We start from the raw sequence: 13,204 nt of genomic DNA, 5'->3' as shown, positions 1-13,204 counted from the left end.
CCCAAAATGTTTTCTATAGAACGCAGCGGTAGCGTTGCAGTCATCGAGCTGAACGCCCCGCCAGTGAACGCACTTGGCCTGAAGATGCGGCAAGCGCTCTCTTCGGCCGTTCATGAGTTGGAAGCTGACGAGCAGGTCAAAGCTATTGTTTTATGTTCGGCACTGCCGCTTTTTTGCGGCGGCGCCGACATCGCCGAGTTCCGCACAGGGGCAGTCTGGGACAAACCGGATCTGCCAGACCTGTGCGTAACGATTGAAACCAGCAGGAAACCTGTTGTCGCGGCTATTGCAGGCCCTGCGATGGGTGGCGCACTGGAGATCGCACTTGCCTGTGACTACCGTGTTGCCGCGCCGGAGGCATTGATGGGCCTGCCCGAAATCAAACTGGGGCTGCTGCCCGGTGCAGGCGGGACCCAACGACTGCCACGGATTGCCGGGCTGGAAGCGGCGACACGGATGATCCTTTCCGGTGACCCCGTGAAAGGCGATTATGCTCTGTCCTGCGGGCTGGTCGACGCACTGTTCGAGAGCGGCCAGGGTTTTCGCACACATGTTTTGGAGTTCGCCACCAGGATTGCGCGTGAGGGGGGCCCGAACCGCAGTTGTGCGGATGTAACTGTCGCACACCCTGATCCGAAGGGTTTTCTCGCGGGTTTCCGGATCGAGATCGCGCCAAGATCCAAAAACCTTGTCGCCCCTGAACGATGCCTGAAATCGCTTCAAGCCGCCTGCGAATTGCCGCTGCCCCAGGGGCTGGCACAGGAAAAGGCAGGATTTGCCGAATTGCTCAACACATCTCAATCACGCGCGGGCCGTCACCTGTTCTTTGCAGAGCGTGAATGCACCAAGGTTCCCGGCGTTTCGCGCGGGCAGCGGCCACGTGACATTGCATCGGTCGCCGTGATCGGCGCGGGAACAATGGGGCGCGGCATCGCCATCGCCTTTCTTCAGGCGGGGTTTCCGGTCACGCTTTTGGAAACCACACAGGGGGCGCTGGAACAGGGGCTGGATCAGGTTTCAAAACACTTCCAGCGTGCAGCTGACAAGGGACGGCTCAGTCCCGATCAGGCAGAGGCTTTTGCATCCCGCGCCACCGGGACACTCAGCTTTGCTGACCTTGCAGAGGCTGACCTGATCATCGAAGCAGCGTTTGAAAACATGGATGTCAAACGCCAGATTTTCGAAGCGTTGGACCGGCATGCGAAACCTGGCGCGATACTGGCCTCGAACACCTCGACCTTGGACCTCGATGAAATCGCCGCGTTCACGTCCCGCCCGGAGGATGTGATTGGTCTTCATTTCTTCAGTCCAGCAAATGTCATGCGCTTGCTGGAGGTGGTGCGCGGCGCCAAGACCGCACCCGATGTCATTGCGACGGCCGTTACGGTTGCAAGGAAGATCCGAAAGCTCCCTGTCACGGTTGGCGTGTGCTACGGCTTTGTTGGGAACCGGATGCTGGAACCATACTTCCGCGAAGGGTCCCGTTTGCTACTTGAGGGAGCGACGCCGAAACACGTGGACGATGTCCTTGAGACCTTCGGTATGGCGATGGGCATTCACGCGATGGCAGATCTGGCAGGGATCGATGTGGGCGCCCGCGTGCGTCAGGAGCGGCGAAGTGAAATCGTGCATGATCCGGCATACCAGGCAGTCCAGGACAGGCTTTTTGAATTGGGACGACTGGGTCAGAAGACCGGGCGAGGCAGCTATATCTACGAGGGCCGGACACGGGTTGGAGATCCCGAGGTTGTTCAAATCAGCGAAGAACTGGCCACGCGGCATGGTGTAGCGCACCGGCACATCGACGATCAGGAAATCCTTGAGCGGTGTCTGTACCCCTTGATCAACGAAGGCTTTCTGATCCTAGAAGAAGGCATCGCAACGCGCTCTGGCGACTGCGACCTGATCTGGGTCAACGGCTATGGCTTTCCCAACTGGCGCGGTGGCCCGATGCAGTATGCGGATGAAATCGGATTGCCCCGCATTCTGGACCGCATGAACCACTACCGGCAATCGCTGGGCGCCTATGGCGAGATGTGGTTCACACCCGCGCCTTTGCTGGAGGAACTCGCAAACACGGGAGTGACGCTTGCAGAACACTTTGAGGCCAAAAAGGAAAAATTATGAGAGAAGCCGTTATCGTCTCTACCGCACGAACCCCTATTGGGGTTGCCTTCAAGGGTGCGCTGAACAACATCAAATCCCCAACCATGATGGGGCACGCCATTCAGCACGCGGTTGAACGTGCAGGAGTGGACCCCGGATTGATCGAAGATGTTGTGATCGGATCGGTCCTGACTGCCGGAACAGGAGGGCTGAATGTCGGCCGCTTATCCGCGCTGGCGGCTGGACTTCCTGTCACTGTGTCAGGTCAGACGATAGACAGGCAATGTTCATCGGGATTGATGGCCATTGCGACGGCCGCAAAACAGATCATCGTGGATCGGCAGAACGTTGCGGTTGCTGGCGGGCAGGAGAATATTTCCGCGGTGCAGAATGCCTATCTGAAGTGGGCAGGTGATGAGAAGGACCCAAGCGTTACCGCCCAGTGCGAACATGCCTATATGCCGATGCTGATGACGGCTGAGAATGTGGCCCGGGTATATGGGATAAGCCGCGACACTCAGGATGAATACGCAGCACTTTCGCAAAAGCGGACTGCACGGGCACAAGCCGCTGGCGCCTTTGACGACGAGATTGTCCCGATCACCGCCACCAAGCGGGTCAGGAACCGCGAAACCGGGGAGGAGACCCTGGAAGAGGTGACTTTGTCCAAGGATGAAGGCAACCGGCCAGGCACGACAGCCGAAACACTTGGCCAATTGAATCCTGTTTTGGAAAGGGGCGTCATCACAGCCGGCAATGCAAGCCAGCTTTCCGACGGGGCCTCGGCCTGTGTCCTGATGGAACGGAAAATGGCTGACCAGCATGGCCTTACACCCCTTGGCATCTATCGCGGCATGGCAGTCGCAGGCAATGCACCGGAAGAGATGGGGATCGGCCCAATCCATGCCATACTGAAATTGCTAAAGAATGCAGGTCTCGGTATCGATGACATCGGGCTTTGGGAGTTGAACGAGGCATTCGCTTGCCAGGCGCTCTATTGCCGCGACCATCTTGGCATTGATCCCGAGCTCTACAACGTGAACGGCGGTGCTATATCGATTGGCCACCCCTACGGCATGACAGGCGCGAGACAAGTCGGGCATGCTTTGCTTGAGGGCAAGCGTCGTGGCGAAAAATACGTGGTTACGTCCATGTGTGTCGGCGGAGGCATGGGGGCCGCAGCGTTGTTCGAAGTCACCTGACGCCACTGAAGTAAAATTAAGCGGAGCGTTATCTGACCGAGACATCAACGACCTGTCATCTGCGACGGTCGCCTTCCGCCTGAGCCTCCCCCAATGAAGTGGTCCGCCCCTATGATTAGGAAAGCGGAGGACCATAGATGGCGATTAAGAGACCCAAGCCTGAAGAGATTGTCGTGAAGTTACGGCAGGTTGAAGTGCTGATGGGGCAAGGCATGCCCCGAATAGACGCCATTCGGCAGATCAGTGTGACGGAACAAACCTATTGCCGTTGGAAGAAGAAGTACGGCGGAATGGGCACAGAACAACTCAAGGAACTGAAGCGGCTCCAGAAGGAGAACGAGCGCCTTCGCCGTGCCGTTTCAGATCTTACACTCGACAAACTGATCCTGTCAGAGGCCGCAAAGGGAAACTTCTGAGCCCCTCGCGCCGCCGTGCCTGCATCGATCATGTGCGTAGCCAAATCAAGATTTCCGAACGCCGTGTATGCCGCGTCCTGGGCCAGCACCGATCCACGCAGCGCCGGTTGCCACTTGGGCGTGCTGACGAAGACCGCTTGGTCGAGGACATGATCGAGCTGACACGTCAGTATGGTCGATATGGCTACCGTCGGATTGCCGCTCTGCTGCGAGACGCAGGCTGGCAGGTGAACGACAAGCGCGTCGAACGTTCTATGGCGGCGAGAGGGGCTAAAGGTTCCCATGAAACAGCCCAAGAAAGGGCGGCTCTGGCTCAACAATGGTTCGTGTGTTCGGCTGCGGCCAGAGTATCGCAATCACGTCTGGTCGTACGACTTCGTGCATCATCGAACAGACGATGGTCGAGCGTTCAGGACATTGAATATTCTGGACGAACACAGTCGGGAATGTTTGGCGACCCGGGTGAGGCGGCAGCTGAACTCGACCGAGGTCATTGATGTTCTGACCGACCTGTTCATTCTTCGGGGCGTGCCTGCTTACATCAGGTCTGACAACGGCCCCGAATTCATAGCTGAGGCCGTCAGAGGCTGGATCAAAGCAGTTGGGGCTAAGACCGCATTCATCGAACCCGGGTCACCGTGGGAGAACGGATATTGCGAAAGCTTCAACGGGCGCATGCGCGACGAGCTGCTGAACGGTGAGGTCTTTTACTCGCTGCGGGAAGCCCAGATCATCATCGAAAGTTGGAGAAAACACTACAACACCAGACGACCACACAGTGCTCTGGGCTACCGCCCACCGGCTCCAGAGGCCATTGTTCCGGTAGACCAAAGGCCAACCATGCACTAACTTTCAACTTGGACCACTCAAGCGGGGCCGCTCAACTCCGTTAAGAGCGGACACTTTCCAGCTGCAATAAATGCAAACTTCACAGATCGAGATTTTTTGAAGCGTAGGGTTATGGCAGGCGCTGCGTTAACTAACACCTATAAGATGATGCATGCCAGAAATGGAGCAAGAGATTTAGTTACCAGAGACCTCATATCTGAAAGTGAGTATCTTGCGAACACTTCGACCGCGCAGTTTCATTCCATCCTGTCTAAAAGAGAAATCTCTGAATCTCTCGACGGAGAGTTCTTCTCAGCGAAGTTGTATTCAAACTGTCTACTTCAGAGTTTCGCCTCTCTTGAAAGAAGTGAAGATTTAGCTGAATTAGTTCGGAAAAGATTAAAAACAGGTGATGTTCAAGTTTTGGAAAGCCAGTTCATTCCGGAAAGTGCGGCTCAAGCACTCGTGGAGGGGAATCACCTGAAGTTTCTAATGGATCGAGCGAATGCGATATACACATTCGGGCTAGGGCTTGTTGGGTAACGGTCTCAGTGATGGGAATATGTGGTAGAAGCAGGATGGGACATTCAGTTAGTCAACCGATAGCATTCTGCGCTTTGCGGACGTAATGGGTTGCCCTAGCTGCATGTGCAGCGAAGGGCAACTCTGTCCCGCTGTGTGTGAATTCACTAGGTCCAACATCTCGCAGTCGCTGCGAACGGCAAGAACGGCGGGCTGCAACGCAGCACAAAACCTCGGCTGATTGCGTCAAACCGCCGAGGTTGCAAAGGGCGCTTCCTGCGCAGACTTGCCGTTAGCTGTGCGCTATCATACGTTTATATGACTGCGGAGAGGGCAGGTAGGATACGGCGGTTGCCTGCTCCCGCAACCAACTTTAGCGAACTTTCCGCATCGTCAATTCCCGCCTCTTCGGCGGGTTTTGCTTTTTTAAGCATGGCGATCAAATTGCCCTGCATGTCCAGGATGCTGAAGCGTGTCCAGGAAATAGCTGTTCCCTGCCACGCCTGGAATGCCGAACGTGCGCGGCTCGCTTCCCAGTGCCAGAACAAGGTGATCGTAACCCGGTCAGCAGGGGCAGAGAGTAGCTTAAATTACGCCAGATCCTGTCCAACGATTGGGGAGTAGCTCACTAGGAAGTTTTTGGGAATGTGATGAAAACACCTATTCCGGCTTCTGAAGTAGCTTTCTTCGCTAAAACACTCGTACAAATTGTTGACATCGTGGGGAAATGTCTTTCTGATGATCGAAGTTAGATGTTTACCAGAGCATCTAATCTCCCCCCCCCCCCCCAAAAAAAAAAAGGGGGGGTCAGCGGCTCTGTTCGAATTTGCAACTAAGTTGCAGCTTTTCGATTATCCGCAATCCCTATTTTCCTGTGTTTGGAAAAATGAAAAGCATTCTAGTTGAATGCTCTATGACCGATGGAATTAGAAGCTTTCCATCGAGCCTGCCGGCATCTCTTTCAAGTTGGTTGGATTTCTCTGCGACAGACGCTATGTCGCAAAAGATTTTGAGAATGATAAAACTTTCCCTTTTTATTTAGTGGTTTATTTCCCTTTTGCAGTCATGCTGCATTGGAAGGCAGCTGCGATTTCCAAGTTTTTTGCGGCTTCCTGAGTACCCAGTTAATCAGGATGATATTATGGCTTACAAAGTAACCAGACTTACGCTCATGTTTGGAGCATTGCTTACTGCAGCAGCTTGCAGTGTTAAAGAAAGGGCAAGCGGCGGCGGCGACGGGGTTTATAGTACTCGGCTCGAAGTTGATGAAAGGTTTGCTGGTGAAATTGGTGCAAACTCCAGATATTTAGAAGAACAAAACATGAACATTTTTCTCACTGGCTATAGCTACTGGGACAATACTCCGCGCGGCTCTGCCCAAATTGCCAGGCCAGTGATCCACCGGCGGGCAGGCGGATCCGGGACTTACGAGAATCCGGTTACACTCGCTGTAGGGCATGTAAAGCGAAATGGCCGTAGCTACATGGATTACCCTGCAGGTACCAGATTCTACATAAGAAACCTGCAAAGATACGCGATTGTCGAGGATCTGTGCGGGGATGGGCCGAAACCTCAGTCAGGTCCGTGCCATAGCGGCTATCAGGGGCATGACTGGCTGGACATTTATGTGGGCGGCAAAGGGATCGACGAAAGCTGGGTCGACAGCTGCATGAACCAAATCACCGGAATCCAGACAGTCATTCTGAACCCCCGACCGGGTTACCCGGTTTCCCCAGGGGAAATTGCAGCAAGTGGATGCCTCACTTTCTAGGGCTGTCGCGTAGTCTAGCTTTACCGCGCCTTGTCTGTTCAGAGCTTCCCGCCTGAGCTGACAAGGCGGTGGGCAATCGCCTGTAGAATGACACCATTTGTGTTTAAGTCGGTATAGGTCTCGGTTGGTTGCTCGTTCTTCAAATAGATACTTGAGGCAAAACCATTTTCGGTTCTAGCGACATTTCTGGTGAAGCTTGTGAGTTTTTCTGAGTACTCATGAGGTTGATAAGCGGACCAGAGAAAGGCGGCCTTACTACTGATAGCAAGGTTCTCCTCGCGGAACTCGGGAGTTCGGTACTCCGGCTCTTGGCCGACGGTGTCAAACGCCCAAGTGCGCTTGGGAGCATCGAGCTGCAGCCCCTGATAGAGAAACCAGGGAGATTTATCGATCGGACCTTCGGATACGCAGATCAGCCGACCAGTCTCCTGGAATTCTTCCAGTTGCGCAGCAAACAGCACATCGGCAAGAAAGGCGCTTTCCCTCGACATCCCCAGCTCCATGGCTTCAAGCAAAAGCGGTTCGGCCCCAAATGGTCCGATCCTGGACGCAGCTTCAAGCAGCGCCATGCGGCCGTCGGCTGGAGAGCGGTCGGAAAGTACTTCATAAGGAGATTTGGCTGCCAGCCCCCACCGTCGGAAGGCCAAGGCGGAATAGTGGGCGCTATGCGATACATAGGATGATTGCAGCTCGCCGTTTACCACTGAGTGGACTTCGCCGCCGATGATCACCTTTTGAAGGTCCCAGGAGGCAACAAGTTCCTCCAGCTGATCACCGAAATTGCTGTGCCGACGCAGGTTGTCCAAGGCAGCGAGCAACCGGCCTGCGTCGGAGCCGTCGAAGTTCTTGTTGCCCCACTTGCGGCGGTCAGTGCGTATCCACCCCTGTGGCAGGTGGCGGTTTTGGGACGTCCGGCCCGCGATATTGGGCAGGATTTTGCGGATTGCGGTTTCAAAACCTTGTTGACTTATCAAACTGATCTGCCGAGCTGCTACCAAGCCGTTGATGTGGCTGCCAACATCCCACATGGTGACGGCCTTGTGGTAGCGTCCGCCCGGTGCAAAATTCACTGTTGCCGGACAAAGTCCGGTGGCGGGATCCGAGAACTTTTCAAAGTACTGCCAGGCCACTCGGGCATCTTCAAGCAACTCTTCCCGACCAAGGACAGCAGGATGGCGGCGTTTCTTCAGCAGTTCCGGAGCAGCTGCGGAGGTTTTCCTCTGACGGGAGGGCAGGGGGCCGGCGGGAACGAGAGCGCGGACAAACTGTTCCAGATGCAAAATCTGGGTCCCCTCGTCAATGTGCAAGCCGCGCAACCGGTCCTGCAAGGCTCGCCGATCCGGCGGAAAGGTGAAAGCGTCTGGATGCAAGAATATGGCTGCATCTGCGGTACCGGCCACCGCTTCATTAAATGCCTGAACCGCGCCACCGCCGCTGACAACATGTTTTGGAATCTGCAAAATTCCCGTGCTGCCTAATCCCTGTCTTCCGGCGTCAGTGACCGGGAATGTAACACCAATGCCTGGAATAGCCTGCTGAATCGTACGAAGTGCTGCGTCGCTTGGGCTTCCGGCTCTGATAGGCGACATACCGGGCAGGCTGCCGCCGGAACCGGTTCTTTTCAGAGGCAGTTCCGTTGGAACCCAAAACCCGGCTTCGCGCCCTTTTTCCGAAGGTCTCCCGGTGGAATGGGGGACCCCGGTTTCTTGGAGAAAGGCAGTAAATGCGGAATAGGCTGAAACTTGCGGTTGAATTTGCTTTTGCGGATGCAGCACATGCAAGCAAATCGTTTTCTTGAACCGGTAGTTGTCGCGCAACTGAATATCCGGAACCGGTAGCAAACTCAGATCCCCGTCGAGCTCCCGCTCTGCAAGTGCGCGGGTAAATTGACCGGCAATTTTTTTTAGCCGGTTCAGTGGCTGTTGCGCGAATTCTTTAGCGGACAGGTAAAGTAGATTCTGGCCTGAGCCCTGTTCTGTGAATTTTGCCGGACCTGTGGTCTCCTGAAGTATTTGCAGGCTGCCGCCGAACAGCCTCACAACACCATTATCCCAGGTTTCCGAGCGGACCGGGCCGGGCTCGGCAGGCAGGGTCAAAACGTTGAGAATACCTGCAGAGCGCACACCGCGGGGTGGGTTCGGGTTTGCATATTCGGCACATGCAATGCTTTGCACGGGCAATCCGGATTTTCGAACCAAAAGCGCAGGGCGGAGCATGCTTTTTATCGCGGATACAGCTTCAAAAACTGCCCGGGCCTGAAAATGCTCGGACAGCAGCGATAAATCGTGGACGTAAGGCACGATGTCGAGACCGCTGTTGCCCAGCAGATAGCCGTTCATAACTTGTGCCAGTTTGCTTTCCGGGGACAACGGGTGTCCATCTTTTCCGAAAGGGTCGACCACACATGCAAGAGGAATGCTGCGGTCGACAAAGGCATCGAGGACCGCAATGAGATGAGGTATGGAGAGGTCTTCGTTGAGGATTGCGGCAACCTGAAACGCCTGTGCAGGAGGCCCCCGCAGCAATGAGGCCGTTCCGGGTACTGGGAAAAGGGCCGCGCTTGCGGCTGCTAATTTCAGGAAAGTTCTGCGTTTCATGTGCTTCCAGCTGCCAAACTGTAACTCCGGCCTTGCCGTTTTTGTATACCCCAGCTGGCTAAGTGTCCGGTTACGGCACGCAGGATAGAGCGGATCACCGAAAAATACAGCAGGGGGCGGTAAACCAGCCGTTGCAACGGGAAGAGGCACAGAGACCACATGCTTTCATCCTCATCTGACGAGATGGCAATCGCGGCAATCAGCAGCTCCATTGCCGGCAGGGTCAGATAGGCCCAGAGATACTGCGTTGATTGCACCGTCTGCGAGTTGCCAACCTCTGCAGCCCATCCGCCTGCAGCGAGATTGTAAAGCATTATGACTACAAAGAGATCAGCAATGGGAGCCAGAAGAGGAAAAACATAGCCGAACACAAACATGTCGGTAATGGAGATCAATCCCACCGACCGGCCATCAATGATTGCCCCTTTGTGCTTCCAGGCGCTTTGGAACATGCCGAAGGACCAGCGTAATCGCTGCTTCAGAAGCTGACCCACCTTCTCGGGAACCTCTGTATAGGCCTTTGCCTTGGGTTCAAAGACCACGGCGTAGCCCGTGCGGTTCACCTGGATCGTTAGGTCGGTGTCCTCGGTCAGAGTCTCATCACTGAACAGTCCCGCCTTTCTGAGAGCCTCAACCCGCCATGCGCCGATAGCTCCGGGAACCACCAAAATGCCGTTGATCAGGTCAAACGCCTTTCTTTCGATATTCTGGGCGGTTGCATACTCAAAAGCTTGCAGGCGGGTAAGGAGATTCACCCGGTTGCCCGCGATGATCTTGCCCGCCACGGCGCCGACTTTCGGATCCGTGAAATGCTTCACCAGATGAGTTATCGCGTTCTTATGGATCTGCGTATCTGCATCGATACACACAACAAATTCAGCGTCGCAACTGAGGATCGCGCGGTTCAGGGCGCTCCATTTTCCCTGGTTCGGCTGCGAGATGAGGCGCACTTCGCTTTTGTGCCCAAACTTGAGAACTTCAATGAGCGTGTCATCCGTCGATCCGTCGTCCACGACGATGACCTCAAGGTTTTTGTATCCGGATGCACGGACGCTTTCGACGCTCTGGGCAATCACTTTTGCTTCGTTGTGAGCCGGGATGATCACAGCGACCTTGGGCTGCCGCTGCAACGGTGTGAACCTTTCACGGCGGTTCATGAGTGCGAGAACCAGAATGCCTGTGGAGCGGAGGAGGCCGATTGCGAGCACCGTCCAGAACACAAAGACCAGTGATTTCTGCGCAAACCACACCATTGAAAACGACACACGGTCAAAGGCGGGTGAACCGCCCTCGGCCACCGGCATCAATGCCGCCGGGGTGGTTCCCAATAGATCGGCCAGCGTGGTGAATTCATAGCCTTTTTCCTTCAAGGAGCGGATAATTGGGCGGACCGCGTTGACAGAGGCGGTGCGGTCCTGCCCGCCATCATGCAGTAGAATGACATTGCCATTTCCCTGTTCGACTTGGTCGATCACGAAGTTTGCAATTTGGCTGCTGTCCCAGCCTTCCCAGTCCTTTGGTACGATTTCCATGCCGGCAATAACGAAACCGCGGTCTTCGGCTGCTTCCAGAGAGGCGACCCGCTCGGCGCTGATCGGACCGCCGCTGCGCTGAAAAGGTTCCCGATACAGCATTGTTTTCCGCCCTGCCGCTCCAGCTAGGATTTTGTCCAAGAGGGAGAATTCCAGGTCGACGCGGGTTTGGGAAATCAGATCCATTCTGGGATGGGAGAAACTGTGGGCTCCGATTTCATGGCCTTCGTCCATCATCCGGGCGACCAGATCGGGAGAATCCATGATACTTGTGCCAACGACGAAGAAGGAGCCTGGAACATCTTCCTGCTGTAGAATGTCCAGAATGTCCTTGGTGTATTTTTCGTGCGGTCCATCATCGAAAGTCAGTACCAGCTTTCGGGTGTCGGGCTTGCCGTATCGCTCGATGGAGTAGGGTTTGGGCAACAGGCTGTAGGTCTGGTTGCTGATCCGGCCGGTCCCGGTCTCGAATGCAAGCTGGCGCACGCCGCCCGATGCCCGCTGATCAATGCGGAACATTGCACCCTGGCCTTGATAGTTCACGTAGTTGTTGAGCTCTACAATTTTCAGAGCAGTGTCCAGAACTTCTTTGCCGTCATTCTGATGCTGTAGAATTTTCCAGATCCCCGGGTCTTCCATGCCAAGAGACCAGATTGCGACATTGGCGATGCCAAGCTCTTTAAGGCGGATCAGCTGATTATACGCGGACGCGGCATCCTGCATCCAGATCTTGCGCTGGCGCCCTTGCGCGTCACGGTAGCGGCTCATGCTGTTTGAAGCCTTGGCACTGAAACGCAGGTCTGCACCGGCCGTCCCGATCCTGTGCATAGTTTCTGCAAAGGAGAGAGTTTCCGGATTGCTCACCCCGGACGTCCATTCGACTGAAAAACTGCCAATGGCGACAACGAGCTTGTCCACTCCAATGAATTTGACGGCTTGCGCAGCGGTGTCTTCAAACCAGCCATAGGGAGAGACCGGCCCTGGGACGGATTCTGTCCAGGGCTGATGAAAGAGTTTCAGTATGACCTGGTCAAAAAGCGCCGTCAGATCCGTGTCCTTCCAGACAGTTTGGCTACCGTCGAAAACGGTGCAGGCCGTCAGCTCGCGGGCACGGAATACCCCGGACACACGCGACATCAATGGTTCAAGGCGCCGGAATTTCTCAGGCTTCAGGCCCGTGAAGTCGAGGCAGGCGCCCTGCGCGTTCAAATCCGCCACTGCGTTTGCCAGCCCTTCAGCAAGTGCCTCGGCCTGTTCCGGGGCGGAAATCCCTTCAAGGAATTCATCGTTCTGCCCGCCGCCAACGAGCCGCACGGCGGGCAGCAGCTGCGGGCGGGAAGCCGCGCCTGCAATGTATTCCTCAACAGCAATCCGGGTGTCTTTGCTGATCAGAGAGACTGCGGGGCGGCCCTGCTCTTCAATAATGCTGATCCATTCAGGCACGATGACCCCAGCTTGGCCGCAGCTGTCATCCAGAGATAAGAAAGCCCATTCCGCGGACACAGGCACATGTGCGTATACCCGGGGTACGGATGTATCTGCCATTGCTGAGAAATAAGGCTGTTTGCGGTCCGCACTGCAGTCAGCACTTGCCTGGGGGGAGGGCACCGTGGATGCCAGATGTGCCAAGTTGCGGTAATCGTATGCGTCTACGGAGGCAGGCTGTTGGCTGCTGCCGCTGAGAAACGGGTTCAGCTCACGGATGGCCGATTGCAAAGAGAACGATCCATTCAGAAAAAGTATGGCCCAGCAGAGGATGGCCGTGCTTACAGCGATCAGAACGGCTCTTACACGGCGGATTCTGATCCGCTTGGGATCATCGAACACCCTTGCTGACGACGCGCGGAGTTCCAGCTTGTCCTGATGAAAGGAAAAACGCTTCAAATTCCGGTCCCCCGAGAGAAGCTGGACTGTTTATAAATGGCGGGCAGGCACACACCTGCCAAGCGCCTAAAGACACTGTTGTAAGCCACGGTCCCCCGACCCCCAAGAACGCCAACACCGCCGTCAAATGTGCGCGGGACCTGTCCCCACAATTCCCCAGCGCACATCAAGCAGATCTGGCAATACTGAAGACAATTTCAGCGCTGCTGACTTGCTTGTCAAAATTTTCTCAAATTTTCGTCGAATTTCCCAAATTCAGTCCGAATGGGGGTGACAATTCCCCGTGCTTCGGCGGATTGTTGAGTAGAATACCTAAAGATTGGGCGCGCTCTGGAATTTTAACTGA

Annotated in this window: 7 protein-coding genes and 1 pseudogene; 5 read left to right on the top strand and 3 right to left on the bottom strand. The window is 55.4% G+C overall.

Going from position 1 to position 13,204, the window contains the following annotated elements:
* Positions 1 to 6: 6 nt before the first annotated feature.
* The 4 genes and pseudogenes from AQUI_RS0125265 to AQUI_RS0125245 all read left to right on the top strand — a co-directional run bounded on the left by AQUI_RS0125265 (position 7) and on the right by AQUI_RS0125245 (position 5,095).
* Positions 7 to 2,127: a 3-hydroxyacyl-CoA dehydrogenase NAD-binding domain-containing protein gene (locus tag AQUI_RS0125265; protein ID WP_027260000.1), complete on the top strand. Its 2,121-nt coding sequence runs from the start codon at positions 7 to 9 to the stop codon at positions 2,125 to 2,127.
* The gene (locus AQUI_RS0125260; protein WP_027259999.1) at positions 2,124 to 3,308 is read left to right on the top strand and encodes an acetyl-CoA C-acyltransferase; all 1,185 of its coding nucleotides are present in this window, start codon (positions 2,124 to 2,126) and stop codon (positions 3,306 to 3,308) included. The genes AQUI_RS0125265 and AQUI_RS0125260 overlap by 4 nt, the downstream gene beginning before the upstream one ends.
* 137 nt (positions 3,309 to 3,445) lie before the next feature.
* Positions 3,446 to 4,573: pseudogene (locus tag AQUI_RS28865) on the top strand (IS3 family transposase).
* 111 nt (positions 4,574 to 4,684) lie between these two features.
* Positions 4,685 to 5,095 carry a hypothetical protein gene (locus AQUI_RS0125245; RefSeq protein WP_027259998.1) on the top strand — a complete coding sequence of 137 codons (411 nt, stop codon included), beginning with the start codon at positions 4,685 to 4,687 and terminating at the stop codon, positions 5,093 to 5,095.
* Positions 5,096 to 5,388: 293 nt separating this feature from the next.
* Here the strand turns inward: AQUI_RS0125245 and AQUI_RS31025 are convergent, their stop codons facing one another.
* Positions 5,389 to 5,622: a hypothetical protein gene (locus tag AQUI_RS31025; RefSeq protein WP_156916915.1), complete on the bottom strand. Its 234-nt coding sequence runs from the start codon at positions 5,620 to 5,622 to the stop codon at positions 5,389 to 5,391.
* A 593-nt stretch (positions 5,623 to 6,215) separates the two neighbouring features.
* On the opposite strand from AQUI_RS31025, the gene AQUI_RS30370 reads away from it, so the two are divergent.
* On the top strand, positions 6,216 to 6,845 hold the full coding sequence (locus AQUI_RS30370) for a hypothetical protein (RefSeq protein WP_245596969.1): 630 nt from the start codon (positions 6,216 to 6,218) through the stop codon (positions 6,843 to 6,845).
* A gap of 38 nt (positions 6,846 to 6,883) precedes the next feature.
* Here the strand turns inward: AQUI_RS30370 and AQUI_RS0125235 are convergent, their stop codons facing one another.
* Both AQUI_RS0125235 and AQUI_RS0125230 read right to left on the bottom strand, forming a co-directional pair.
* On the bottom strand, positions 6,884 to 9,442 hold the full coding sequence (locus AQUI_RS0125235) for a DUF3131 domain-containing protein (protein WP_027259997.1): 2,559 nt from the start codon (positions 9,440 to 9,442) through the stop codon (positions 6,884 to 6,886).
* On the bottom strand, positions 9,439 to 12,858 hold the full coding sequence (locus AQUI_RS0125230; protein ID WP_027259996.1) for a trifunctional glycoside hydrolase family 18/polysaccharide deacetylase/glycosyltransferase family 2 protein: 3,420 nt from the start codon (positions 12,856 to 12,858) through the stop codon (positions 9,439 to 9,441). Before AQUI_RS0125230 ends, AQUI_RS0125235 begins: the two co-directional genes overlap by 4 nt.
* Positions 12,859 to 13,204 lie beyond the last annotated feature (346 nt).

Source organism: Leisingera aquimarina DSM 24565 (genome assembly GCF_000473165.1).
GTDB lineage: Bacteria > Pseudomonadota > Alphaproteobacteria > Rhodobacterales > Rhodobacteraceae > Leisingera > Leisingera aquimarina.
This window is presented reverse-complemented; position numbering and strand designations above follow the sequence as displayed.

What these genes read in the sequence shown, in the direction of transcription:
- AQUI_RS0125265 (WP_027260000.1), top strand. Translation starts at nt 7, where the DNA reads ATGTTTTCTATAGAACGCAGCGGTAGCGTTGCAGTCATCGAGCTGAAC.
- AQUI_RS0125260 (WP_027259999.1), top strand. Translation starts at nt 2,124, where the DNA reads ATGAGAGAAGCCGTTATCGTCTCTACCGCACGAACCCCTATTGGGGTT.
- AQUI_RS0125245 (WP_027259998.1), top strand. Translation starts at nt 4,685, where the DNA reads ATGGCAGGCGCTGCGTTAACTAACACCTATAAGATGATGCATGCCAGA.
- AQUI_RS30370 (WP_245596969.1), top strand. Translation starts at nt 6,216, where the DNA reads ATGGCTTACAAAGTAACCAGACTTACGCTCATGTTTGGAGCATTGCTT.
- AQUI_RS0125235 (WP_027259997.1), bottom strand. Translation starts at nt 9,442, where the DNA reads ATGAAACGCAGAACTTTCCTGAAATTAGCAGCCGCAAGCGCGGCCCTT.